The organism is Corallococcus exercitus (assembly GCF_042231735.1).
GTDB classification, from domain to species: domain Bacteria; phylum Myxococcota; class Myxococcia; order Myxococcales; family Myxococcaceae; genus Corallococcus; species Corallococcus exercitus_B.
The window spans coordinates 6157936-6180639 of sequence record NZ_CP102577.1 but is presented as its reverse complement, the minus strand read 5'-3'; the positions used below and the strand labels follow the sequence as shown (position 1 = coordinate 6180639).

At 70.8% G+C, this 22704-nt stretch carries 22 protein-coding genes; 12 read left to right on the top strand and 10 right to left on the bottom strand.

Annotated features, from left to right (window positions below):
* Nucleotides 1-2 precede the first annotated feature (2 nt).
* The 4 genes from NR792_RS24435 to NR792_RS24420 are packed head-to-tail and all read right to left on the bottom strand — an operon-like array spanning nucleotide 3 to nucleotide 4457.
* A complete protein-coding gene (locus NR792_RS24435) occupies nucleotides 3-1646 on the bottom strand; it encodes a methyl-accepting chemotaxis protein (protein ID WP_375755087.1) in 1644 nt (547 codons plus the stop codon).
* Nucleotides 1643-2257, bottom strand: a complete 615-nt coding sequence (locus NR792_RS24430) for a chemotaxis protein CheW (RefSeq protein ID WP_375755086.1) — start codon at nucleotides 2255-2257, stop codon at nucleotides 1643-1645. The genes NR792_RS24435 and NR792_RS24430 overlap by 4 nt, the downstream gene beginning before the upstream one ends.
* A complete protein-coding gene (locus NR792_RS24425) occupies nucleotides 2257-3975 on the bottom strand; it encodes a CheR family methyltransferase (RefSeq protein WP_375755085.1) in 1719 nt (572 codons plus the stop codon). Before NR792_RS24425 ends, NR792_RS24430 begins: the two co-directional genes overlap by 1 nt.
* Nucleotides 3972-4457, bottom strand: coding sequence for a chemotaxis protein CheW (locus tag NR792_RS24420; RefSeq protein WP_375755084.1), 486 nt, complete (start codon nucleotides 4455-4457; stop codon nucleotides 3972-3974). Before NR792_RS24420 ends, NR792_RS24425 begins: the two co-directional genes overlap by 4 nt.
* 214 nt (nucleotides 4458-4671) lie before the next feature.
* Here NR792_RS24420 and NR792_RS24415 point away from each other — a divergent pair, with 214 nt between their 5' ends.
* The 3 genes from NR792_RS24415 (at nucleotide 4672) to NR792_RS24405 (ending at nucleotide 8661) form a co-directional block, all read left to right on the top strand.
* Nucleotides 4672-6261, top strand: a complete 1590-nt coding sequence (locus NR792_RS24415; RefSeq protein WP_375755083.1) for a phytoene desaturase family protein — start codon at nucleotides 4672-4674, stop codon at nucleotides 6259-6261.
* Between the two features lie 77 nt (nucleotides 6262-6338).
* Nucleotides 6339-7787 carry a dGTP triphosphohydrolase gene (dgt, locus tag NR792_RS24410; protein WP_375755082.1) on the top strand — a complete coding sequence of 483 codons (1449 nt, stop codon included), beginning with the start codon at nucleotides 6339-6341 and terminating at the stop codon, nucleotides 7785-7787.
* An 85-nt stretch (nucleotides 7788-7872) separates the two neighbouring features.
* Entirely contained in the window at nucleotides 7873-8661 is a 789-nt protein-coding gene (locus tag NR792_RS24405; RefSeq protein WP_375755081.1) for a hypothetical protein, read from the top strand.
* A gap of 33 nt (nucleotides 8662-8694) precedes the next feature.
* Here NR792_RS24405 and NR792_RS24400 read toward each other — a convergent pair whose 3' ends face one another.
* Nucleotides 8695-9063, bottom strand: coding sequence for a VOC family protein (locus tag NR792_RS24400; RefSeq protein ID WP_375755080.1), 369 nt, complete (start codon nucleotides 9061-9063; stop codon nucleotides 8695-8697).
* A 166-nt stretch (nucleotides 9064-9229) separates the two neighbouring features.
* On the bottom strand, nucleotides 9230-11014 hold the full coding sequence (locus tag NR792_RS24395) for a methyl-accepting chemotaxis protein (RefSeq protein ID WP_375755079.1): 1785 nt from the start codon (nucleotides 11012-11014) through the stop codon (nucleotides 9230-9232).
* Between the two features lie 320 nt (nucleotides 11015-11334).
* On the opposite strand from NR792_RS24395, the gene NR792_RS24390 reads away from it, so the two are divergent.
* Complete coding sequence (locus NR792_RS24390; RefSeq protein WP_375755078.1) at nucleotides 11335-11541, top strand: CsbD family protein; 207 nt, start codon at nucleotides 11335-11337, stop codon at nucleotides 11539-11541.
* An 81-nt stretch (nucleotides 11542-11622) separates the two neighbouring features.
* Here NR792_RS24390 and NR792_RS24385 read toward each other — a convergent pair whose 3' ends face one another.
* Entirely contained in the window at nucleotides 11623-11784 is a 162-nt protein-coding gene (locus NR792_RS24385) for a hypothetical protein (protein WP_014400293.1), read from the bottom strand.
* A 514-nt stretch (nucleotides 11785-12298) separates the two neighbouring features.
* Between NR792_RS24385 and NR792_RS24380 the strand changes: the two genes are divergently transcribed.
* Nucleotides 12299-13270 (top strand): universal stress protein, encoded by a 972-nt coding sequence (locus NR792_RS24380; protein WP_375755077.1) that lies wholly within the window; start codon nucleotides 12299-12301, stop codon nucleotides 13268-13270.
* 37 nt (nucleotides 13271-13307) lie between these two features.
* Entirely contained in the window at nucleotides 13308-15173 is a 1866-nt protein-coding gene (locus NR792_RS24375; protein ID WP_375755076.1) for an ABC transporter ATP-binding protein, read from the top strand.
* Between the two features lie 4 nt (nucleotides 15174-15177).
* Here NR792_RS24375 and NR792_RS24370 read toward each other — a convergent pair whose 3' ends face one another.
* Nucleotides 15178-15537, bottom strand: coding sequence for a co-chaperone YbbN (locus NR792_RS24370; protein WP_120526965.1), 360 nt, complete (start codon nucleotides 15535-15537; stop codon nucleotides 15178-15180).
* Nucleotides 15538-15749: 212 nt separating this feature from the next.
* Between NR792_RS24370 and NR792_RS24365 the strand changes: the two genes are divergently transcribed.
* Nucleotides 15750-17063: an SMI1/KNR4 family protein gene (locus NR792_RS24365; RefSeq protein ID WP_375755075.1), complete on the top strand. Its 1314-nt coding sequence runs from the start codon at nucleotides 15750-15752 to the stop codon at nucleotides 17061-17063.
* Nucleotides 17064-17168: 105 nt separating this feature from the next.
* Here NR792_RS24365 and NR792_RS24360 read toward each other — a convergent pair whose 3' ends face one another.
* Complete coding sequence (locus NR792_RS24360) at nucleotides 17169-17444, bottom strand: hypothetical protein (protein ID WP_375755074.1); 276 nt, start codon at nucleotides 17442-17444, stop codon at nucleotides 17169-17171.
* A gap of 113 nt (nucleotides 17445-17557) precedes the next feature.
* Nucleotides 17558-18205, bottom strand: coding sequence for a vancomycin high temperature exclusion protein (locus NR792_RS24355; protein WP_375755073.1), 648 nt, complete (start codon nucleotides 18203-18205; stop codon nucleotides 17558-17560).
* 287 nt (nucleotides 18206-18492) lie between these two features.
* On the opposite strand from NR792_RS24355, the gene atpG reads away from it, so the two are divergent.
* From atpG to NR792_RS24330, 5 genes are all read left to right on the top strand, one after another.
* Nucleotides 18493-19386, top strand: a complete 894-nt coding sequence (gene atpG / locus NR792_RS24350) for an ATP synthase F1 subunit gamma (protein WP_375755072.1) — start codon at nucleotides 18493-18495, stop codon at nucleotides 19384-19386.
* Between the two features lie 330 nt (nucleotides 19387-19716).
* The gene (atpD, locus tag NR792_RS24345; protein ID WP_375755071.1) at nucleotides 19717-21162 is read left to right on the top strand and encodes a F0F1 ATP synthase subunit beta; all 1446 of its coding nucleotides are present in this window, start codon (nucleotides 19717-19719) and stop codon (nucleotides 21160-21162) included.
* A gap of 7 nt (nucleotides 21163-21169) precedes the next feature.
* Nucleotides 21170-21721: a hypothetical protein gene (locus NR792_RS24340; protein ID WP_375755070.1), complete on the top strand. Its 552-nt coding sequence runs from the start codon at nucleotides 21170-21172 to the stop codon at nucleotides 21719-21721.
* Nucleotides 21722-21750: 29 nt separating this feature from the next.
* A complete protein-coding gene (locus NR792_RS24335; RefSeq protein WP_375755069.1) occupies nucleotides 21751-22155 on the top strand; it encodes a F0F1 ATP synthase subunit epsilon in 405 nt (134 codons plus the stop codon).
* Nucleotides 22156-22295: 140 nt separating this feature from the next.
* Nucleotides 22296-22565: a hypothetical protein gene (locus NR792_RS24330; protein WP_375755068.1), complete on the top strand. Its 270-nt coding sequence runs from the start codon at nucleotides 22296-22298 to the stop codon at nucleotides 22563-22565.
* Nucleotides 22566-22704 lie beyond the last annotated feature (139 nt).

Here is a 22704-nt window from a genome sequence, read left to right as displayed (position 1 = left end):
GGTTAGCGCCCGAACTCCCCGAGCAGCCCCTTCAACTTCTGGCCCATGGCGTTGATGTCCTGCATCGCGCGCTCCGTCTGCCGCGACGAGATGAGGCCCTGCTGCGTGGCCTGGTTCACGTCGTGCATCGCCTGGCGGATCTGCCCGATGCCGGTGGCCTGCTGGTTGGCGGACGCGGCGATCTGAGCGGCCGTGAGCGACGCCTGCGTGAGCAGGTCCGCCAGCTGCTGGATGGTGGCGCCCGCTTCGGTGACGACGCGGGTGGCGGCGGACACGCTCTTGGTGCCCTCCTCCGTGGTCATCACCGCGCCGTGGGTGGCCTTCTGGATTTGACCGAGAATCTGCCGCACCTGCGCGGTGGCCTTCTTGGACTGATCCGCCAGGGCCTTCACCTCGGAGGCGACGACGGCGAAGCCGCGGCCGTGCTCACCCGCGCGGCTCGCCTCGATGGAGGCGTTGAGCGCGAGCATGTGCGTCTGCTCGGAGATGTCGTTGACGGTGGTGATGATGTCGCCAATGGCCTGGGCCTGCTCGGCCAGGGCGAGGATGCGCGACGCGATGGACTCCACCTGGTCGCGCACGGCGCCCATGGAGGACACCGCCTCCTCCACGGCGCGGCGGCCGGAGCGGCCCACCTCCTCGGAGTGCCGGGCGGACTCGCTCACCGCGCGGGCGCGGCCGGCGGCCTCCTCCGACGTCTTGGTGATCTCCTCGATGGTGCTCACCGTCTCCGTGACGGCGGTGCCCTGCTCCTGGGCGCCGGCCACCTGCTCGGTGGTGCTGGCGAGGATTTCGGAGGACGCGCCGGCCAGCTGGTTGACGAACTCGGCCACGGTCTTGAGCGTGTGCTCGCGCTGCTCGGCCTGCTTCGCCAGCTGCACCTCCGCCTGCTGGCGGCGCTCCGCCATGCCGTTGAAGGCGCCGGCCAGGTCGGCCATCTCGTCCTTGCCGCGCACGTCGATGCGGTGGGTGAGGTCGCCCTTGCCCAGCTGCTCCGCGCCGAAGGTGAGCTTGCGCAGGGGGTCGGTGATGCCGCGGGTGATGACGAAGCTGCCCACGCCCACGATGGCCAGGCCCATCAGGGTGCCCAGCGCCAGCACCCAGACGCTGCGCTGCGCGGCCTGGGTGGCGGCATCGGAATACTGCTTCCAGCGCTCCTCCTCCGTGTCGCGCATCTCGTAGATGGTCTCCCGGATGGTCTCCATCTCCCGCTGGCCGCGGTTGGTCTTCACGATGGCCTGGGCCGCCTCGAAGCCCTGCTCACGGCGGACGCGGATGGTGTCGGCCAGCTCGTCCAGCTTGTTCAGGACCAGGGGCTCCAGCTTCGAGAAGCGTGTGCGCTGATCCGGGTAGCGGGCCATCGCAGGGCGCAGGGCGTCCAGGTCCGCACGCAGCTCGTTCAGGGCGTTCTGGTACGGGCGCAGGTAGCTGTCGTCGCCGGTGAGGATGAAGCCGCGCTGGCCGGTCTCCGCGTCCACGATGAGGGCGCGCACCTCGCGCAGCAGCTTGTAGTTGTTGTGGGCCTCCAGCAGGCCCTCGGTGGTGGTGGTGAGCTGCTGGGCGCCCTGGAAGGCCACTCCGGCGATGATCAGCAGGACCAGCAGGGACAGCCCGAAGCCCAGCGCGATGCGATTCCCGATGCTCATGCGACTCCTTCTTCGGACAGCTCGAACACGAGACGCTCGTCCGCGAGGAGGGCCTCTCCCTCCAGGACGAGCGTGCCGTCGGGGCCGACGCCGGACACCAGCGCGCCCGCTTCCTCTTCCAGGGAGGGGGGCGCGGGCAACAGCTCCGTGCCCGTCAGCACCGCCACCTCCGTCACTTCATCCGTGCGCAGGCCCAGCTCCGCGCGGGCCGTGCCCACCACCAGCACGGGGCCGGTGCCCTGCGACGCGGGCCGGCCGAACAGCGGCGCCAGCTCCACCACGGGCAGCACCTCGCCGCGCAGGAGCGTCAGCCCGCGCAACAGCGGCGGCGCGCCCGGCAGCGGGGTGAGCTCCGGCGCGCGCATGACCTCCAGGATGAAGCGCGACTCCAGCGCGTACGTCTGGCCCGCGGCCTTGAAGCGCACCATCTCCCGCTGGCTGCCGGGCAGCACGGGGATGACCGGCGGACGGGCGAGGGCGAGGGCGCGGGCGTCGAGCGCGGCGCGAGCGGCCTCGTCGGTGAAGACGTCGCGCGCCTCGGTGGCGCGCTCCAGTTCCTTCAGCCGGGCCCGGGCCTTGTCCCAGTCGATGATTCCGTCGCGCTTCGGCATCAGCTCGCGTCTCCGCCTTCAGTCCGCTCCAGGCGCCGCCACTCCGAGCGGGCCACGTCCGCCAGTGCTCCGGCCCGCTCTCCTTCCGCCAGGGGCACCAGCGCCTCTGGCGGCAGCTTCCGGCACAGCCCTTCCGCCTCGCGGTAGGCCCGGGCGGCGGCGGCGCTCTGGTCCTGCCGGCGCAGCACGTGGCCCAGGAGCAGGTGGCCCACCGCGAGCCCCGGCTCCAGGTAGAGCGCCTGCCGGGCGGACTTCTCCGCGTCGGCCAGCCGCGCCTGCCCCAGGAGCAGCAGGGCTTCCAGATACCGCAGACCGGCGACCAGTGGGTGACGAACAACGGCCTCCCCGCAGGCGAACACCGCCGCGCGGGGATCCAGGTTGGCCAGTGCACGAACCGCGGCCACGGCCTCCTCCGGGTCGGCCGATTGAGCCCCCGCCCGCCGCGCGCCCTCGCGCCAGTCGCCCCGGGCCAGCGCCTGTCGCACGGCCTCCAGCGCCTCCACGCTCAGCGCGAAGCGGGGCCGGGTCCCGCTGGAGGAGCGGCCACCGGAGACGGGCCCGGTGCCTGAAGCGGGGGTCCCGGATCCGTAAGCGCCCGTCCCCGACGCGGGAGCCGCGGAGCCGGAGGGCTCGGTCCCCCACGCGGGAGGGACGCTCCCGGCGAGCCCGGTCCCCCAGGGCGCGGAAGCCCCCTCGGCCCCGAACGTCGAGGGCATCCCCGGCGCGGGCCCGCTGGAACCCCCCGTCGGAGACGGCCGGGTCCGAGGATCCATCGCCGCGGGGACCGCTCCGGATCCGGTGCGTCCGGTCCCCTGGGGCCCGGCGGTGAAGGGCGTGCCGTCCGTGCGCAGCGGCGCCAGCGGCTGGAGCGGAACGAAGTGCCCCGCGTTCGCGCCGGACAGGGGCTTGCGGTACAGCACGCCCCACTCCGTGAGGACGGGCTCGAACGGCGCGTAGTCCCCGAGCGGCGGATCCGACGGCCCCGTGAACAGGTACCCGCCGTCATCCAGCGACGCATGGAGCCTGCGCGCCACGCCCTCGATGGTGGCGCGGTTGAAGTAGATGAGGACGTTGCGGCAGAAGATGACGTCCAGCTGCCAGATGCCGCTCTCCGACGAGGGCCACGTCTCCAGCGCCAGGTTGAGGTAGCCCAGCTGCACGTGGCGCTTCACGTCTTGCGACAGCCAGTAGAAGCGGCCCTCCTGCTTGAGGTGGGCGCGCATGCGGTCCGCGGAAGGGCCGCGCAGGGACCAGTCCGTGTACCGGGCCTGCTGGGCGCGGCTGAGCGCCGTGCGCGACACGTCCGTCGCGCGCACCGTCATGCGCTCTTCCCAGCCCTCGGCCATCAGCAGCGCGGCGATGGAGTAGGGCTCCTCGCCGGAGGAACACGCCGCGCTCCACGCGCGCAGCAGGTGCTCCTGGCCCCGGCGCTCGCGCAGCTCCGGCAGCACCACGCGGCGCAGGTGGTCGAAGTGCTCGTGCGTGCGGAAGAAGTACGTCTCTCCGATGGTGAGCTCGGTGAGCAGGTCATCGAAGAGCGCGTGGTCCAGCGCCACCTCATGCAGGTAGCGCGTGACGTCGTCCTGGTTGGCGCGGGCCATGGCGCGCTGGATGCCCTCCAGCGCGGCGGCCAGACAGCTGGGCGCGGCGAGCCCCGCGCGCTCCTCCACCAGGGCGAGCACCTCCTTGAAGCCCGGGGGCAGGACGCCGCCAATCAAGCGGGCTCCGGAAGGGCTCCGAGCGCGGTGTCCAGTTGCAGGGCTTCCGCCTGGGAGAGGAACGAGCGCAGGTCGTGCACGAGCACCAGCCCGTCCGCCAGCTTCGCGGCCCCGGCCACGTACCCCACGCCCGGCAGCTGCTGGGGGGACGCGTCCCATTCCCCGGGGGCGACGGCGTGCAGCCCTTCCGCCCGGTCCACGCGCAGCGCCACCTGCCGGCCCCCGGCGGAGGCGACGATGAAGTGGTCCATGGGGGACAGGGCGCGCGCGGGGTGGCGGAAGCGGCGGCGCAGGTCCAGCACGGGCAGCAGCTCACCGCGCAGGTTGAGCAGGCCCTCCACCACGTCCGGGGCCCGGGGCAGGGGCGTGAGGCGCGCGGCGCGCACCAGCTCGCGCACGTCCTCCACGGGCAGCCCATAGCGCTGCCGCTCCAGGGTGAACAACAGGACTTCCTGTGGGCGTGCCTCCGAGGGGGGATTCATGGATGCGCGTCGCAGGCTACAGGAGGCAATGCCCCCTGGGGATTCAGGATGTTGGCCCGTCTTCCAGCAAACGCTCCACGCTCAGGCGGGAGCGGTCCCACCTGGAGCCAACGTCTGGCGGAGCGCCTGGAGTCCCGGAAGGAAACGCTTTTTCGCCCGGGCCGTCCTCAGGGGACAGTCGCCAGCCGGCATGGGGCCGGGCATCGTGAGGCACATGGTTCAGCACGTCATCGTCGTGGGCGCGGGCCCTGGAGGCCTGACGGCCGCCATCAACCTCGCGGGGCAGGGCTTCCGGGTCACCGTGGTGGAGAAGGACGCGGTGCCCGGCGGCCGGATGAAGGGCCTCACGCTGGGACAGGCGGGCGAGTACGCGGTGGACACGGGCCCGTCCATCCTCCAGCTGCCCGGCATCCTGAAGCAGATCTTCTGGCGCTCGGGGAAGCGGCTGGAGGACTACGTCACGCTGGTGCCGGTGGACCCGAACACGCGCGTGCACTTCTGGGACGGCACGCACCTGGACACGCGGCGCGACCTGGAGCGCATGGGCCAGGACCTGGAGAAGTTCGGCGCGGGCAAGGGGCGCGCGCTCCAGGAGTGGATGGAGGACGGGCGCAGGAAGTACGCGCTCGCGTACGAGAAGTTCATCTGCACCAACGCGGGCAGCCTGGACTACTACGCGCCCTGGCGTCTGGCCCCCACGCTGCGCTTCAAGCCGTGGCAGACGCTGTACAAGCAGCTGGACTCGTTCTTCCACGACGACCGGATGACGTACGCGCTGGCGTACCCGTCGAAGTACCTGGGGCTGCACCCGACGACGTGCTCGTCGGTGTTCAGCGTGATTCCGTTCATCGAATTGAACTTCGGCGTGTGGCACGTGCAGGGCGGCTTCCGGGAGCTGGCGCGCGGGATGATGAGGTGCGCCGAGGACCTGGGCGTGACGTTCCGCATGGGCACCGCGGTGGAGCGCGTGCGCACGGAGGCCGGGCGCGCGGTGGGCGTGAAGCTCGCGAGCGGCGAGGTGCTGGACGCGGACGCGGTGGTGGTGAACGCGGACCTCGCGTACGCGGCGCGGAAGCTGCTGGCGCCGGAGGTGCGCGAGGGCAGCCGGCTGACGGACGCGGCGCTGGAGCGGGCGAAGTATTCGTGCAGCACGTTCATGGCGTACTACGGCCTGGACACGGCGTACGCGGACCTGCCGCACCACCTCATCTACCTGTCGGAGAGCGCCAGGCGCACGGACAGGGACGCGCTGGAAGACCGCACGGTGGACCTGGACGACCCGCCCTTCTACGTGTGCAACCCGGGCGTGACGGACGGCTCGGGAGCGCCGAAGGGGCACTCCACGCTGTACGTGCTGGTGCCCACGCCCAACACGGCGCGGCCGGTGGACTGGGCGAAGACGGAGGCCACGCTGCGCGAGCGCATTCCGAAGATGCTGGAGAAGGTGGGCATCAAGGGGCTGCGCGAGCACGTGAAGGCGGAGCGCTACTTCACGGCGGAGACGTGGCGGGACGACTTCAACGTGTTCCGGGGCGCGGTGTTCAACCTGTCTCACACCTGGATGCAGTTGGGCCCGCTGCGGCCGCGAGTGAAGAACGCGCAGGTGGAGGGGCTCTACTTCGTGGGCGGCGGCACGCACCCGGGCAGCGGGCTGTTGACCATCATGGAGAGCGCGAACATCGCGGCGGACTACCTCACGCGCGAGGCGGGCAAGGGGCCGCTGAAGGGCTGGCCGTACGTGCCGCCCATGGAGGACGACGGCGAACAGGCGCCGCCCCGGCCGTTGATGGCCCGGAGCGGCTGAAGCGGCGCGGGTCGGTCTTCACGCCATGTCAGACCTCCCCGGTAGGTTCGGCGCCGTCGTCGAACCGGGGGAGCATCATGGCGCTGGATTGGAAGGCCTTGTTGTGTGAGACGCGGATCCGTGAGGCAGAGGGTGGGCGGGGCTCTTCTCCGCTCGAGGATGATGGCCGGTCCCAGTTCGACCGGGACTATGACCGGACCGTCTTCTCCACTCCTGTCCGGCGTCTCCAGGACAAGACCCAGGTGTTTCCGCTGGAGCCGAACGACGCGGTCCGGACACGGCTGACGCATTCCATGGAGGTCTCGACGCTGGCCCGGGGGCTCGCGCGTGGCGCCGCCCGGTGGATGTTGCGTGAGCACCACCTGGAGTCCGTCCAGCAGGCCCTCGACATCGAAGCCATCGCGGCGACGTGCGGACTCCTACATGACCTGGGAAACCCGCCGTTCGGTCATGCGGGTGAGGAAGCCATCAGCAGTTGGTTCAAGAAGAACTTCGGTGAGGAGGGACAGGGGCTCTACCCTGGAGCGGAGATGGCTTCGGCGCGTGGCGGCCAGTTCCGGAACGATTTCTTGCGGTTCGAGGGAAACGCCCAGACGCTACGCATCGTGTCGCGCCTGCAACTGCTCGCGGATTCCTACGGGCTGAACCTGACGGTGGGCACGCTCTCGGCCGCCATGAAGTACACGGCGGCCTCGGATGAGACTTCCGACACCGGGCCCGCGGACAAGAAGAAGCCCGGGTACTTCGCCTCGGAACAGGCCATCGTCGACCGGGTCCGCTTCCTGACGGGAACCGGCTCGGCTCGCAACCCCATCGCGTACCTGGTCGAAGCCTGTGACGACATGGTCTACGCGACCGTGGACATCGAGGACGGGGTCAAGAAGGGCATCGTGAGCTGGCAGGAGGTCGAAGACTTCCTGCGGGCAGGCGACGACTCGGGGATGGCGAACACCGTCCTCGAGAAGGTCCATGGCTACATCAACGGGGCGGATACGCCGCTGGAGGGACGCTCTCGGGACGAAGCCCTCGCGCAGCACTTCCGGACGGTGGTCATTGGCGACGCCAAACGGGAGATCCTCGCGGCCTTCCAGCGGCATTACGCACGGCTCATGCGGGGAGAGGTGCTGGAGCAGGGCGACCTCATCAGTGCCAGTGGGGCGTCCCGGCTCATTGAGGTGTGCAAGAAGTTTGGGCGCGAGCGCGTCTACAACGCCCCGGAGACGCTCCGGCTGGAGACCCTGGGCCGCCGGGTCATCCATGGGTTGATGGACATCTTCTGGGAGGGAGCTCGCGAATGTCCGGTGCCGGTGGACACCGCGGGCAGGGCCTGGAAGAAGTTCAACAAGAGTCCCGAAGGCAAGGTCTACAATCTGCTGTCGAGGAACTACCGGACCGCGTTCGAGTCCGCCTGCAAGAACTCAAGTCTTCCTCCGCTGTACCACCGCTTCCAGTTGGTGACCGACTACGTCTGTGGAATGACAGACACCTTCGCTTGCGACCTCCATGCGCGGCTCACCCACGGATAGCGCGGTTATCCACGATCCCGTGGGCGTCTTGCGTAGGCGCCTGAGCGACTTCGTCACCCGTGTGCCGCATCCCTGGCACCGTGCGATGCGGACGCTCCTGGGCGTCTTCCGGGAGCATGACTGGCAGGTCTTCGTCTTCGGCGGCACGCTGCGGGACTTGCTGGCGGTGTCGGCGACGGCAGCGCCCCGGGACGTCGACCTGGTCGTGGCGGGAGCGACGGGGGATGCGCTCCGGGCGGCTTTCTCCCGGGAGTTGGTCCGGGTCAATCGGTTCGGAGGGCTGAGCCTTCAGGTCCAGAAGCTCCCGGTCGATATCTGGACCCTGGAGGCCACGTGGGCCTTCCAGCAGAAGCTCGTCCCTGGAGGAGACTTCGCCCACCTGCCCCAGACGACCTTCCTCAATGTGGAAGCCGTGGCTGCGGAGCTGGATACCCGGAAGGGTCGTGCACGGCGGGTCTACGGAGAAACCTTCTTCCGTGCGGTGCGCGAGCAGGTACTCGAAATCAACCTGGAGGAGAACCCCTACGCGGGCCTCTGTGTGGTCCGGTCCCTGCTCACGGCGCGGAAGCTCCAGTACGCGCTTGGACCCCGGCTGGCGCGTTACATTGCCCATCATGGGGCCCGCATCGACGCGGCGGAGCTGGAAGCCATTCAGCTCTCCCACTACGGGTGCGTTCGGCTTGACCGGGACCAGTTGATGCAATTGATCCGCGTCGTCAGTGGGAAGGTGGCGGTCACGCGCCCGAGGCCCATTGAACTTCCCCGGGCGCGTCAGCTTGCATGGAAGTTGCCGCGTCCCCAGCAGTTCGACTGGTACTCCCGGGGGTGGAGGTCCATCTCCCGGGAGGGGGTCATCTGGAAGAGCACCGGCTGACCCTTCGTCAGGGAAGGTGCAGGGGGGCGCGCGTCAGACGGCGCCGGGGCGGCAGCTCACCTCCACGAGGATGCCGCCCGGAGCACGGCAGTAGACGAGGGTGCCCCGGTTGTTGCGGATGACGTCGGACACCTCCAGGCCGTCCGCCTTCACGCGCTCATGGAAGGCGAGCACGGGGGCTTCGGAGTCCTGGAGGAAGCCCAGGTGGAAGTCCTCGGGGAAGACGTCGGTGTCGCGCTTGCGGCGCTGGAGGATGAGCACGAAGCCATCCGTCCCGCCGAGCATGGCGAGGGCGGGCGAGTCATGGTTCTTCGCGTGCGACGTGAAGCCGCAGTAGCGCGTGAAGAAGCGGGCGGTGGCCTGGACGTCGGGGACCTGCAGATCAAGGTGGTTCAGCTTCATGGTGGACCTCGCGAAGGCACACGAATGCCTTCGAAGGGCCGTGGGTCCTGACTCCCGAGGGAGACGGACAAGTGCTTCCACCATGGAAGTGACCGGGGCTCACCGAACCGGTCCGCCGTTTTTCGACCGGCGCGGAGGCTAATGCAATGGCAGACGGAATGCCAGACTACGACACGTACCGTTCCGCCAGCTCCGACACCTGCCCCGTCGCCTGGGCCACCGCGGTCGCCGCCTCCTGCGTCGTCCCCAGCTGCCGCAGCGTCGCGGCCATCAGCTCGTCCATCTCGCTCACCGCGCGGAACAGCTGATCCACACCCCCGTGCTGCTGCGCCACCGCTTCGGCGATCTGCCGCACCGCCGCCGCGGACTCGTGCGTCAGCTTGATCAGCTCCCGCAGCCGCTCGCCGCTCTTGCGCAGCGGCACCAGCGCCGCCTCCACGCCCGCCGAGCTCTTGTCCGCGGTGACCACCGCCTCGCCCGTCGCGGCCTCCATGCCCTCCAGCAGCCCGCGCACCTGTCCCGTCGCCTTGATGGACTGATCCGCCAGCTCGCGCATCTGCCGCGCCACCACCGCGAAGCCCCGGCCCTGCTCCCCCGCGCGGCTCGCCTCGATGGCCGCGTTGATGGCCAGCATGTGCGACTGGTCCGCCAGCGACTTCACCACCTCCGACACCCGGCCCACCTCGCGGGCGCGCGTGCCCAGGTCCACCACCTGCTGGTTCAGCCCGTGCGTCAGGCCGCGGATGTCCGCGAGCCCCTGCTCCGTGCCCGCCAGGGACTCCTCGCCCAGCCGGCCCATCGCCGCCGAGCGCTCCGCCACCTGCAGCACGCTCCCCGCGCGGGTGGCCGCCAGCTTCGACATCTGCTGGATCTCCTGCGCCGTGGTGCGCGCCTGGTGGATGGCCGCCGCCTGCCGCGACAGCGTGCGGTTCTGCTGGTCGCTCGCCTCCGTCAGCCGCGTGCCCGCCTTCGCCAGGTGCCCCGCCGACGAGCTCAGCGCCCGGGGCAGCTCCTGCAGTTGTTCATAGAGCAGCCACGTGCGCGCGGACAGGTCGCCCAGCTCATCCGTGGACACCCACTGCGGCGGCGCCGCGCGGCCCTCCACCAGCGCGTCCAGCGACGCCCCAATCGCCTTCGCGCCCTGCGCCAGCCGGCGCGCCGCCCACGCCGCGGTGAAGATGGCGCCCAGCGCCGCGAACCCGCCCAGCATCGCCACCGGCAGCGTCAGGTCGCGCTGCAACGGTCGGATGCGCGCGCGCACCCGCGCCGCGCCCCGGTACTCGCCCGACAGCTCCAGGTCGTCCGCCAGCGACGACAGGTTCTTCTCCAGCCGCAGCTGCAGCGTGGCGATGCTGGTGATGCACGTAATCAGCAGCGCGGAGACGACGATGGCCGGCAGGAACCAGCTCTGCCGGGGCAGGAACAGCCCTTCGCCGGGCGGACGCTCGTGCGGCGCGCGGCGGAAGGCCTCCAGCGTCACCGCCGCCAGCGCCCGCTCATAGAGCATGTACATGATGGGCGCGCTGAAGAGACCCGCGCTCATCGCCACCGCCACGCCCACCAGGATGACGCGCGGCGGACGGTCCAGCGCCAGTCCAATGGCGCCGTTGAAGAAGATGCCGCCCAGGAACCAGCCCGCCTGCGCCTCCACGAACGTGAGCACGCCCGGCAGCCGCAACAGCCGCCCCAGCCGCTCCGCCGGACTCGCGTCCTCCCGCAGCGCGTGCCGCAGCAGCGCTCCCACCGCCCCAATGGGCACCACCAGCGCCAGCCCGCCAATGACGATGGGCGTGACGACGCCCAGCACGAACCCCACGCTGCTCGCGTCCACGTCCAGGAGCTGGATGTCGACGTAGATGGCCGGCGCCACCGCCACCGTGACGACCAGGGTGCGCAGCAAGAGCAGCTTGAAGAGCAGCGCCTGGGTCGACGAGGGAGCGGGCTGATTCATCGGGAGACGGATCCGGGAGGGTCACTCCAGACTGAGGGGGAAGCGCGGGGGCGTCAATGCAACGTCCGCTTCTTGTGGCGAAGACTCCCGGGTCTTCGTGAATAGCAGGGACGCAACGGGTAGGGCGGGCAGCGCGGGTGTCGTCTCCGCGTGCGCCGCCTGCTGTCCACTTCCTGACATTTCAGGAGGGCTACGTCACGTCACGGCCCGGAGGAGGGCGGCCGTGCGGACGAGCCAGCGCCACCGCCGTCTGCCACGCGCATGGGACGTGAGCACGTTGTCTTCCACAACGATTCACACACCGACGTCAGGAGGACGCCATGGGCGAGTGGACTGACAAGGCCAAGGGCAAGGTGAAGGAGACCGTGGGCGTTGCGACCGGCGACCGTTCGCTGGAGGCCGAGGGCAAGGCGGACACGGCCAAGGGCAAGGTCAAGGGCGTGGTCGAGGACGTGAAGCACGCCATCAAGGACGCGGTCGACGGGAACGATGCCCCGCGTCGCGACGCGGATCCGTATCAGCGCTAGCGACACCTCACCGCCGTGAAACCATTCGGGCCGCGGAAGCCAGCGCTTCCCGCGGCCCGAGCTGTCTTCAACGGTGCGTGCTCACTGCCGCATCTTCTCGCAGGGACACGCCACCTCGAGGAAGGTGGTGGACTTGCCGCTGAGCATCACCCAGAGACAGCGCAACACACAGGCTGTTCCGAACTCCCGGTAGATGAGTCCCAGGTTGGCAACCACCTCACGTCCGGTGATGACCCCGCGCATGTCCCGCTCCCTTGATTCCTGCCGTCCGACCCGCCGCCCATGGCCCTGTGAGGGGCCGGGCAGAGGTCTTTGCAAAGGGCTGGCCGAGCTTCGAAAAGCGCCCCCGTTCCCCAGGGTCCGGCGCTGAACGTTCCAAACCCCTGAATCCGCTGCGCTGAACGCCCGCCTGCCCCGGAGTTCTTGAACGAAGCGGTGCCGCGCCCTGAAAACGTTACAGCAGGAGGGCGTCGGCCGGAGGAAGGGCGGCCTGTCCGCATGCCCTGACGGAAGCGTCCTGCCGGGCCACGCCGCTCGCGTGCTCCGCTGCCCTGCTGCGGACGTGGCGTCCTCGCAAGACGGGTGGCACATCCGCCGCTTGGGCTGAATGTATGTCCATGAGGGCCCGCGTGAGGCGGAAGCCCCCGATGCCGTGCGGTGGAGGTTCCAGCCCGGGTGCGTGAGCCGCCTGTCGCCACGCCCCGGAGGCCCGCGCGGCGCGTCCCGGCGGTGAGGCGGCGGAAGGAAGGGTGTCGACATGCGACCGAACGTGTCTCCAGGAAAGGGTCTGCCCCTGCTCTCCGAAGGTCTCCCCCGCGCCCAGCGGGGGCTGCGGCGGGTGGCGGTGGGGCTGGACTTCTCCCTGCAATCCGAGTTCGCGCTGGCCCGCGCGCTGCGGCTTCCGCTGGCGCACGGGGCGGCCTTCAGCGTCCTGCACGTCAGCCCGACGCAGGACGGCCACCCGGGGCCGGACGGGACGGTGGCCTGCGAGCGGTGTCTGCGCCGGTCGGTGACGTCCGCGGCGAAGCGGCTGCGGCTGCGGCCGGACGTGGACGTGCGCGAGGAGCTGCGCAGCGGTGACGCGCCGCACGCGGCGGCGGAGCTGGCGAAGGACCAGGGCGTGGAGGTGCTGGTGGTGGGCCGTCCCCACCCGGCCCATCCCGTGACGCCGCTGCCGGAGGACTCCATGGTGATGCGGCTGGTGCGGGAGGTGGACGCGTCCGTGCTGGTGGTGATGCCGCACCCGGGCCGCGTCTACCACCGGCCCCTCGTCGCGGTGAACTTCTCGCGCGAGTCCCGCCGCGCGCTGGAGCTGACCATGCGCCTGTGTCCGGCCTCGACGCCCATCGAAGTGCTGCACGTGGTGGACCTGCGCGAGGAGGAGGCGGCCCTGCGCCGCCAGGACGGCCACCTGACGCGGGAGCTGCGGCTGCGGCAGGAGCGCGAGGACGCGGCGCGCAGGGCGCTCGGGCGCTTCCTGGCGCCGTACCGCGAGACGGGCCGGGTGATGGAGAGCCGCCTGCGCTTCGGGGACCCGCGCGAGTGCATCCTCGCGGAGGCCCTGGAGCGCGAGTCGGACCTGCTGACGCTGGGCATGTCCTCCGCGAACCCGCCGTCCGAGCTGACCGAAGGCGTGCTGCGGCGCTCGCACTGCGACGTGCTCATCTCCCGGCACCACGCCGCTCCGCCCGCCGCCCTGCCGGGCGATGGGGGCCCGCCGGCTTCCTGAAAGCAGGGAAGTCCAGCGCGGCGGGCCTCGGGGCGTTATGAGGGGCGGCACCTTGTCACCTCCCGCGCCGTCGACACCGCCTTCGCTTCGCGCCCGCCTGAAGAACGCGGCCGTCCTCTTCAAGCAGCTGCCGGGCACCTTCCGCCTCTTCTGGCGGGCGAGCCCCCGGGGCGCGGTGGTGCTGGGCGTGCTCACGCTGGTGGCGGCGGTGCTGCCGGCGGGCATCGCGTGGGTGGGCAAGCTCATCGTGGACACGGTGGTGGCCGCGGCGAAGGGCGACGCGGCGGCGCACTCGCGCGTGCTGGGGCTCGTGGCCACGGAGTTCGCGCTGATGATTGCCTCCGCGGTGGTGGACCGGGGGCTCACGCTCACGAAGGACCTCCTGCGCGCGCACCTGGGCAACCTGCTCAACGAGCGCATCCTCCAGAAGGCGCTGGAGCTGGAGCTGCAGCACTTCGAGGACTCGGACACCTACGACAAGATGCAGAACGCGCGGCGTGAGGCGAACGCGCGGCCGCTGTCGCTGGTGATGCAGGCGTTCAGCATCGTGCGCAACGTCATCACCCTGTCCACGTACGCGGTGCTGCTGGTGGCGCTGTCGCCGTGGAGCGTGGCGGTGCTGCTGCTCGCGTCCATCCCCGCGTTCATCGCGGAGGCGCGCCTGGCGGCGGAGGGCTTCCGGCTGTACTCGTGGAGAGCGCCGGAGGGGCGCAAGCTCAACTACCTGGAGTGGATCCTCACGCGCGACAGCACCGTGAAGGAGGTGAAGCTCTTCGGGTTGGGGCCGCTGGTGCTGGGCCGCTATCGCACGCTGTTCCAGAAGTTCTTCGCGGAGGACCGGGCGCTCGCGCGCAAGCGCATGGTGTGGGGCCTGGGGCTGGGCCTCCTGTCGCTGGCGGCCTTCTACGGCTGCTACCTCTTCGTCGCGAGCAAGGCCGCGTCCGGCGGCATCTCCGTGGGCGACATGGTGCTGTACCTGGCCGTGTTCCGGCAGGGACAGGCCGCGTTCCAGGGCATCCTCACCAGCGTGGGCTCCATGTACGAGGACGCGCTCTTCATGAGCAACCTCTTCGCCTACCTGGACATCCCCACGGTGGCGAGCACGCCGAAGGCCCTGCCCACCCTCTCTCCCCCGCGCGGGCGCACCAACGCCATCGAGCTGCGCGACGTGTCCTTCCGCTACGCGGGCAAGGACGCGTGGGCGCTGCGCAACGTGTCGCTCACGCTCAAGCCCGGCCAGAAGCTGGCGCTGGTGGGGGAGAACGGCGCGGGCAAGAGCACGCTGGTGAAGCTGCTCCTGCGCATGTACGAGCCCACGGAAGGCGCCATCTTCTACGGCGGCGTGGACACGGCCCGGATGGACGCGGACGACCTGCGCAGCCGCTTCGGGGCGGTGTTCCAGGACTTCGTGCGCTACCAGTTCAGCGTGGCGGAGAACATCGGCCTGGGCCACGTGCCCGCGCTGGAGGACCGGCCCGCCATTGAACGGGCGGCGGAGCAGGGCGGGGCCAACTCCGTCATCGCGGCGCTGCCTGGCCAGTACGACACGATGCTGGGCGGCTGGTTCGAGAAGGGCCAGGAGCTGTCCAGCGGCCAGTGGCAGAAGCTGGCCGTGTCACGCGCCTTCATGCGCGACGACGCGGAGGTGCTCATCCTGGACGAGCCCACGGCGAGCATCGACGCGGAGGCCGAGCACGCCCTCTTCGAGCGCTTCCAGGCGCTGGCCGCGGACCGCATCGCCATCGTGATTTCGCACCGCTTCTCCACGGTGCGCATGGCGGATCAGATCGCCGTGCTCCACAACGGGACGGTGCAGGAGCTGGGCAGCCACGACGAGCTGATGGCGCTCGACGGACGGTACGCGCACCTGTTCCGGCTCCAGGCGCGCGGCTACCGGGACTGAAGGCTCAGGCCTGGGCCTTGGCGCCGCCGGGCAGGTGGTCCCGGATGACGCCCAGGAAGTACGGCTTGCCGTAGTACTGGCTCATCTTCCCCAGGAGCTTGCCGTTGCGGAACAGGAGGAAGGTGGGGATGCCGAACAGGCCGAAGCGCGTGGCCAGGGCCTCGTGCTCGTAGGCGTTGACCTTGACGACGCGCATGGGGGCGCCGTCCAGCTCCTTGAGGAGCTCGGGCTCCGCGGCCGCGTAGATGTCGCAGTTCGGGCAGCCGGGGCCCCAGAAGTCCACGACCACCAGCTCGTCGCGGGGTTCCATGACGAGCGAGTCGAAGGTCTCGGTCGTCGCCTCAAGGCTTACGGGATGCGCCATGGCGTCTTCCTAACGCCCCGGGGGCCGGGCTTCCATCCGGGTTGCCAGCCCCCGGGGCAGGCGGCCAGGAGGGATGGGAGGGCGGGCGTGTCAGGTTGTCCAGGTATGTCTACAGGCGTCGGGTGGACGAAACCCGACATGCACACTGCGCACGGGGGCCCAAGGCGCCATAAGGTGCGAGCCCTGGTGGCTGTCGATGTCGTGGAGGGGTCATGCACGAGTGGTTGGAGGCACTGCGCAAGTCGGCGAAGGCGACCTCGGAGGGTGTGCAGGCGGAGGAGGTCCGCCGCGCGGAGACGGAGTGCGGCGTCCCGTTCCCCGAGGACCTGGCGGACCTGTACCAGGCGCTCAACGGCGGTGAGTTCCAGGGCGAGGTGCGCCTGTACCCGCTGCGTGGCGACGAGGGGGAGCCCAGCGTCCTGGAGAAGAGCCGGCTGATGGTGGTGGGCCTGCCTGCCGCGGGCGTGTGGCGCTTCGGGTTGAAGGGGGCGCACCGGCACCTGTTCGTCGCGCGCAAGTCCGCGATGGACGAGCAGGGTGACGGTGGCGGGCCGCTGCCCGGCTGGGTGGAGGCGCTGGACGGGGACGATTGGGTCTTCGGCACCTGGGACGGCGAGAAGAAGGAGATGCGGCTGTACCGCACGCTCAAGGACATGCTCGAGGTGCTGGTTCCGCCGGTCGAAGAGGTGGAGAGCTTCGGGGAGCGGACCTTCGCGCGCGCGATGAACGCCGTGCTCCAGGGCGCGCTGTCCGGCGCCGCGGCCGAGGCGCCGGACGACGACGAGGAAGCGCCCGCGGGCCGTGGCCGCGACTACGCGAGCGACCTGGCCGCCCTGGCCCGTGAAGCGGACGAGGAGTCCGAGGTGTCCACCGAGGAGGAGCTGGAGGCGGAGGTGGCCGAGGACGCCGGCGAGGAGGCCTCCGAGGACGCGGAGGAGGAGGCCCCCGAGCAGGAGGAGCTGTTCGAGGAGCCCGAGTCGAAGCGTCCCGCCGCGAAGAAGGCCCGCCGCGAGAAGGCCGCCCCGGAGGCCCCGCCCGAGCCCGCGCGGAAGAGCGCCGCGAAGAAGGCCGCGCCCGCGCGTGGGGCCGCGAAGAAGGCCACCGGCAAGGCCGCCGCGAAGAAGGGCGCCGCCGCGAAGAAGGGCGCCGCTGCGAAGAAGGGCGCTGCCGCGACGAAGGACACCGCGAAGAAGGGGGCTGCCCAGAAGCGTGGCGCTGCCGCGAAGAAGGGGGCCGCCGCGACAAAGGCCACCGCGAAGAAGGGGGCTGCCCAGAAGCGTGGCGCTGCCGCGAAGAAGGGGGCCGCCCAGGGGCGCGGTGCCGCCGCGAAGAAGGGCGCTGCCCAGACGCGCGGTGCCGCCGCGAAGAAGGGCGCTGCCGCGAAGAAGGGCGCTGCCCAGACGCGCGGTGCCGCCGCGAAGAAGGGGGCCGCCCAGAAGCGTGGCGCTTCCGCCGCGAAGAAGGGCGGGGCCGCGAAGAAGGCCACGGGCAAGGCCGCAGCGAAGAAGTCCTCGCGCCGGTCCTGAGCCACACGGTGCCCGGGTGGGGCCCCCACGGGCCTCCCACCTGAAAACAAAGGGCGCGTCCCTCGCACGGGGACGCGCCCTGTCTTCATCCGCACCCGGCCCGGGCTACCCCTCGGGCAGCAGGTCCGGCGACTGGGCGCGCGGGCCCGGATCATCGGGCTGCGCGGTCAGCTCGCGCTCCTCTTCCTCATCATCGGCCCGGCCGAAGCGCTGGATCTGATCCGGCAGGATGTCCCGCGCATCCGCCTCCTCCTCCAGGGGCGGCGTCGCGGCCAGGTCCTGGTCCGAGATGTTGATCTCGTCCTCTCCGGTGTCCGGGTTCCGGTGGCGCAGCGAGGTGGACTCGCCCACATCCTCGTCTCCGAGCTTGTTGAACCGCATGGGGTCTCCTCGACAGGGACGGTTGAGAAAGCTTCCGTGTCCCCACGAAAATGGGCCCCCGGAATGGGAGCGGCAATCGCCGCCGCCCGCCTGCCTGCCGGGCCCGGCCCCCGTCAGCGGGGAGCCGTCGGCGGCTGGGCGTCAGGGCTGCCGGGCTTCACTTCCAGCAGCACCATCGCCAGCGCCAGCACCCGGGAGAGCGTCTCGCGCACCGTGTAGCGCCAGGGGGTCGCCCGTCCCTCGTCCGCCGCCACGCCCCACGCGTCGATGCCCACCGAGTTGGCGATGAAGAGCGCCCGCGACAGGTGGAAGCGCTGCGTGACGAGCACCGCCCGGTCCGCACCGAACACCGAGTGGGCCCGGAGACAGCTGTCGTAGGTGGACAGCCCCGCCTCATCCCCCACCACCGCGTCCTCCGGCACCCCGCGCTCCAGGAGGTAGTTGCGCATGGCCCGCGTCTCGTTGTGGAAGGGCGCGGAGTTGTCCCCGCTCACCAGCAGCGACCGCACCTTGCCCTGCCGCCACAGCGCGATGGCCGCGTCCAGCCGCTGCGCCAGCACCGGCGACGGCACCGCGCCCGGCGCCAGCCCCGCCCCGAACACCAGGGCCACGGGGGCCTCCGGCGCCCCCGCCAGCGGCACGATGCGGTCCCGGTAGCGCAGGCGCACGAAGTGGGACAGGCCCAGCAGGACGGCCACGGCCAGCCCGAGCAGCCCCAGGCCCCTGCGTACCCACACCCTGGTCGTGCCGCCAGCCTTCATGGACCCCGCGAAACAGTCGGAAGGGGCCATTCTCTTCCGGCGCCCCCCACTCGGAAAGCGCCATGGGCGGCCCGGAAGCGGGAACTGTTCACGCCCGCCCGGCCCCCGGACGGCGGTGGCGGCGGGCGATGGCGGCAGGCCCGGGTGGCGGGCCGGGCCCCCGCTCCGGGCACCCCGCCGTTGACCGGCCCCCGCCCCGCCTATATAGGGGGCCCGCCGTCCCTCAAGGCCAGCCCGGGCTGTCACGGGGCGCGCGCCGCACGTCGTCCCAGAGGAGTTTCCGGTCCATGGCGTCCCTTCGCGACATCCGCAAGCGCATCCGCTCGGTGAAGAACACGCGGCAGATCACCAAGGCCATGAAGATGGTCTCCGCCGCGAAGCTCCGGAAGGCGCAGGACGCCATCCTCGCCGCCCGCCCGTACGCGCAGACGCTGGAGCAGATCATCTCCGAGCTCGCCGTGCGCTCCGCCGACCAGGAGCTGGCGCACCCGCTGCTCGCCTCCCGCCCCATCCGCCGCGTGGAGCTCCTGCTCCTCACGTCCGACCGCGGCCTCGCCGGCGGCTTCAACTCCAACGTCATCCGCCGCGCCAACCGCTACCTGTACGAGAACAGCGACCTCCAGGTGCGCGTCTCCACGGTGGGCCGCAAGGGCAACGACTTCTTCCGCAACCGCGGCCAGTCCATCCGCAAGGACTTCGCCGGCCTGTACGCGACGCTCAACTACCGCTCCGCCGCCAACGTCGCGGAAGAGCTGGCCGCCGCCTTCCTCAACGACGAGGTCGACGCGGTCTACGTCGTCTACAACGAGTTCGTCTCCGCCATCACCCAGAACGTCGTCGTCTCGCAGCTGCTGCCGCTGCAGCCGGCCGCGGTGAAGGCCGCCACCCCCGCCGCGGAGACCGTGACCTCCGCCCCCGCCCTGGTGGACTTCAAGTACGAGCCGTCCCGCCAGGCCGTGCTGGACCGGCTGGTGCCCCAGGCGGTCAACATCAAGCTGTACCGGGCGCTCCTGGAGAGCGTGGCGAGCGAGCAGGGCGCGCGCATGAGCGCCATGGAGAACGCCACCAACAACGCCACGGACATGATCTCCAGCTACACCCTGCTCTACAACCGCACCCGCCAGGCGGTCATCACCAAGGAGCTCATGGAGATCGTCTCCGGCGCCGAGGCCCTCAAGTAGTCCGCCTCCCGTCCGGTCGCACCCCGGCTTCAGACGCAGGGCCCGTTGCTTCGCGCTCCCACGAGCGTCGCGAGGCACGGGCCCTTCGCATTTCCGGTCCCCCACTCAGGCCCCCCCACCGGGCAGGCGGGGAAGAAGAGAACCGCAAGGGACTGGCGCCCGGGACACCGCTCCGCTAAGCGGGACTTACGTAGGCGGACCCGGGAGGCTTGACCCTGCCGGGCACCCCCCGGTAAAGGGGGCCCGCCCACACCCCTCTTTCGGGGTCGATTTCCTGACGGGCGGCGGCGCCCCGGCCGCTCGCCATACGAGACAAGGCAGAGGAGTCCCATGAGCGCTCAAGTCCCGACGACTGGCAAGATCACGCAGGTTCTCGGCCCCGTGGTCGACGTGGAGTTCCCGCCCGGCGGGCTCCCTGAGGTGTACGCCGCCCTCAAGGTGACCAACCCCAACCTGGGCGCGGAGAAGGACAACCTCACCATCGAGGTGGCGCAGCACCTGGGTGAGAACACCGTGCGCTGCATCGCCATGGACTCCACCGAGGGCCTGGGCCGCGGCATGCCGGTGAGCAACACGGGCGCCCCCATCCAGGTGCCGGTGGGCAAGGCCACCCTGGGCCGCATCATGAACGTCACCGGCGAGCCGGTGGACGAGATGGGCCCGGTGAGCGCCACCGAGTACTGGCCCATCCACCGCCCGCCCCCGCCGTTCACGGAGCAGGACGTGCGCGTGCAGATGTTCGAGACCGGCATCAAGGTCATCGACCTGCTCGCCCCCTACACCCGTGGCGGCAAGATCGGCCTGTTCGGCGGCGCCGGCGTGGGCAAGACGGTGCTCCTGCAGGAGCTCATCCGCAACGTGGCCGTGGAGCGCGGCGGCTTCTCCGTGTTCGCCGGCGTGGGCGAGCGCACCCGTGAAGGCAACGACCTGTACCACGAGATGCAGGAGACCAAGGTCATCCAGACCGACAACCTGGAGAAGAGCCAGGCGGTCCTCGTGTACGGCCAGATGAACGAGCCGCCCGGCGCCCGCGCCCGCGTGGCCCTCTCCGCGCTGACCATGGCGGAGTACTTCCGCGACGTGGAGGGCCGTGACGTGCTCCTCTTCGTGGACAACATCTTCCGCTTCACCCAGGCCGGCTCGGAAGTGTCCGCCCTCCTGGGCCGCATCCCCAGCGCGGTGGGTTACCAGCCCACGCTCGCCACGGAGATGGGCGGCCTGCAGGAGCGCATCACCTCCACCACCAAGGGCTCCATCACCTCCGTGCAGGCCATCTACGTGCCCGCGGACGACCTGACGGACCCGGCCCCCGCGACCGCGTTCGCCCACCTGGACGCGACCACGGTGCTCAACCGCTCCATCGCGGAGCTCGCCATCTTCCCCGCCGTGGACCCGCTGGACTCCACCAGCCGCATCCTGTCCGCGGACGTGCTGGGCGCCGAGCACTACGCCGTGGCCCGCCGCATCCAGGGCATCCTGCAGCGCTACAAGGAGCTCCAGGACATCATCGCCATCCTCGGCATGGACGAGCTCTCCGAAGAGGACAAGCTCTCCGTGGCGCGCGCCCGGAAGATCCAGCGCTTCCTGTCCCAGCCGTTCTTCGTGGCCAAGGTCTTCACCGGCCTGGACGGCCGCTACGTGAAGCTCCAGGACACCATCCGCTCCTTCAAGGAGATCGCGGACGGCAAGCACGACGACCTCCCGGAGTCCGCCTTCTACATGGTCGGCTCCATCGAGGAGGCGCAGGAGAAGGCCCGCAAGCTGGCGGCGGCGTAACGCTCCCATGCGCCTGACCGTCGCGCTCGCCCTGCTGCTCTGTGGTGCCGCGCCTTCCGCCCTGGCGGAGGAGCGCGGCAGCCGGGCACGGGTGAGCGCGAACGGGCTCTACAGCGTCCGCACGGTGGACGTGGGCGTGGGGAAGTGCCGGCTGGAGATGCTCAAGGAGAACGGGCCCCTCTGGTCGGCGGACGTGTGCGTGGGGACGGTGGACGACCTGTACTTCGCCTCCAACGACGGGGAGAAGGTCTGGGTGCTCTACCCGCTGGTGGAGAAGGGCAAGCCGCCCCCCGGCAAGAAGAAGAAGAAGGGCAGCGGCCTGGCGTGGGCGCGGGTGATGGTGGCGGCCCAGTTCGACCGCACCGGGCAGAAGCTCCAGGAGCGGCGGCTGACGGAGCTGATGACGACGAAGCAGCTGCCGGAAGTGCGGCAGCTGGCCCACCACCTCAAGTGGCTGGAGGGCACGCTGGGCATCCCGGGCAAGGGCCCCCGCCTGACGGACGCCGGGGTGTTGGAGTTCGAGCCGGTGGGCGCGCAGACCCAGCGGCTGACTTTCTGATGCGGTAGTGCGGTAGCACGAGGACCTTCATGGCCAAGCTGACTGTCGAGATCGTCACCCCCGAGAAGCGCATCCTGTCCGTGCAGGCCGACGAGGCCATCGTGCCGGGCGGAGAGGGCCTGTTCGGCGTGCGTCCCGGCCACACGCCGTTCCTGTCGTTGGTGGAGCCGGGCACGCTCACCCTCATCGAGGCGGGCAAGCAGGACCGCTACTTCGTGGCCGGCGGCTTCGTGGAGGTGAGCAACGACAAGGTGCTGGTGCTGGCGGACGCCGCCGAGCACGTCACCGGCATCGACGTCGCGGGCGCCCGCCGCCGGATGGAAGAGGCCCAGGCGCGCCTCAAGGACCTGAACAGCGCGGACGCGCGCTACGCGCTGGAGCAGGCCGCGGTGCGCCGCGAGGCCGCGCGCATCGGCGCCGCCGAGTCCCGCTGAAGCGTGCTGCCTCGCGCGTCCTGACCGGGCGCGCGTGAAGCACCGGAAGGGTGGAGCTTCCGAAGTCCCCGAAGCCCGGGGACCGGCGCTCCACCCTTTTCGCGTTCCTGGGCCTGAACGGCGCATGATGCGGCGCTGTCATGAGCGCTCCTGAATCGCCCGTCCTGGAACTGTTCCACCGCATCGCGGATCCGCCGTCCGCCACCGCGCGCCGCTTCGTCACGGACCACGCGCTGGAGGACCGCGTGCGCTTCCGCAACCTCACCTACGCGGAGGTGGAGAAGGACTGGCTGGAGCGCGGCGGCCACACGTCCCCCGCGCTGTGGGACGGCACGCGGCTGTATCAGGGCGCGGAGGCCGTGGTGGCGCGGCTGCTCGCGGTGGTCAACCTGGGCCGCGACGATTCGTGATCAACGTGCGTGCGCGCGCGTGGACGAAGTGAAGTCGCGCGCGTCAAGGTGAACACCTGAGCCCGTGGGCAGTGCACGCGCACGGCGCCTTGCGCACCCACGCGCGGCCACCCGTGCGTCCCTTTCGGTCCATGCGCAG

Bases quoted from the DNA above. Each gene is read 5' to 3' on its own strand.
- dgt (WP_375755082.1), top strand. From the start codon at position 6,339: ATGGCGCTGGATTGGAAGGCCTTGTTGTGTGAGACGCGGATCCGTGAG.
- NR792_RS24355 (WP_375755073.1), bottom strand. From the start codon at position 18,205: ATGAAGGCTGGCGGCACGACCAGGGTGTGGGTACGCAGGGGCCTGGGG.
- NR792_RS24360 (WP_375755074.1), bottom strand. From the start codon at position 17,444: ATGCGGTTCAACAAGCTCGGAGACGAGGATGTGGGCGAGTCCACCTCG.
- NR792_RS24375 (WP_375755076.1), top strand. From the start codon at position 13,308: ATGAGGGGCGGCACCTTGTCACCTCCCGCGCCGTCGACACCGCCTTCG.
- NR792_RS24385 (WP_014400293.1), bottom strand. From the start codon at position 11,784: ATGCGCGGGGTCATCACCGGACGTGAGGTGGTTGCCAACCTGGGACTC.
- NR792_RS24370 (WP_120526965.1), bottom strand. From the start codon at position 15,537: ATGGCGCATCCCGTAAGCCTTGAGGCGACGACCGAGACCTTCGACTCG.
- atpD (WP_375755071.1), top strand. From the start codon at position 19,717: ATGAGCGCTCAAGTCCCGACGACTGGCAAGATCACGCAGGTTCTCGGC.
- NR792_RS24430 (WP_375755086.1), bottom strand. From the start codon at position 2,257: ATGCCGAAGCGCGACGGAATCATCGACTGGGACAAGGCCCGGGCCCGG.
- NR792_RS24380 (WP_375755077.1), top strand. From the start codon at position 12,299: ATGCGACCGAACGTGTCTCCAGGAAAGGGTCTGCCCCTGCTCTCCGAA.
- NR792_RS24435 (WP_375755087.1), bottom strand. From the start codon at position 1,646: ATGAGCATCGGGAATCGCATCGCGCTGGGCTTCGGGCTGTCCCTGCTG.
- NR792_RS24390 (WP_375755078.1), top strand. From the start codon at position 11,335: ATGGGCGAGTGGACTGACAAGGCCAAGGGCAAGGTGAAGGAGACCGTG.
- atpG (WP_375755072.1), top strand. From the start codon at position 18,493: ATGGCGTCCCTTCGCGACATCCGCAAGCGCATCCGCTCGGTGAAGAAC.
- NR792_RS24340 (WP_375755070.1), top strand. From the start codon at position 21,170: ATGCGCCTGACCGTCGCGCTCGCCCTGCTGCTCTGTGGTGCCGCGCCT.
- NR792_RS24365 (WP_375755075.1), top strand. From the start codon at position 15,750: ATGCACGAGTGGTTGGAGGCACTGCGCAAGTCGGCGAAGGCGACCTCG.
- NR792_RS24420 (WP_375755084.1), bottom strand. From the start codon at position 4,457: ATGAATCCCCCCTCGGAGGCACGCCCACAGGAAGTCCTGTTGTTCACC.
- NR792_RS24400 (WP_375755080.1), bottom strand. From the start codon at position 9,063: ATGAAGCTGAACCACCTTGATCTGCAGGTCCCCGACGTCCAGGCCACC.
- NR792_RS24335 (WP_375755069.1), top strand. From the start codon at position 21,751: ATGGCCAAGCTGACTGTCGAGATCGTCACCCCCGAGAAGCGCATCCTG.
- NR792_RS24405 (WP_375755081.1), top strand. From the start codon at position 7,873: ATGCGGACGCTCCTGGGCGTCTTCCGGGAGCATGACTGGCAGGTCTTC.
- NR792_RS24395 (WP_375755079.1), bottom strand. From the start codon at position 11,014: ATGAATCAGCCCGCTCCCTCGTCGACCCAGGCGCTGCTCTTCAAGCTG.
- NR792_RS24415 (WP_375755083.1), top strand. From the start codon at position 4,672: ATGGTTCAGCACGTCATCGTCGTGGGCGCGGGCCCTGGAGGCCTGACG.
- NR792_RS24330 (WP_375755068.1), top strand. From the start codon at position 22,296: ATGAGCGCTCCTGAATCGCCCGTCCTGGAACTGTTCCACCGCATCGCG.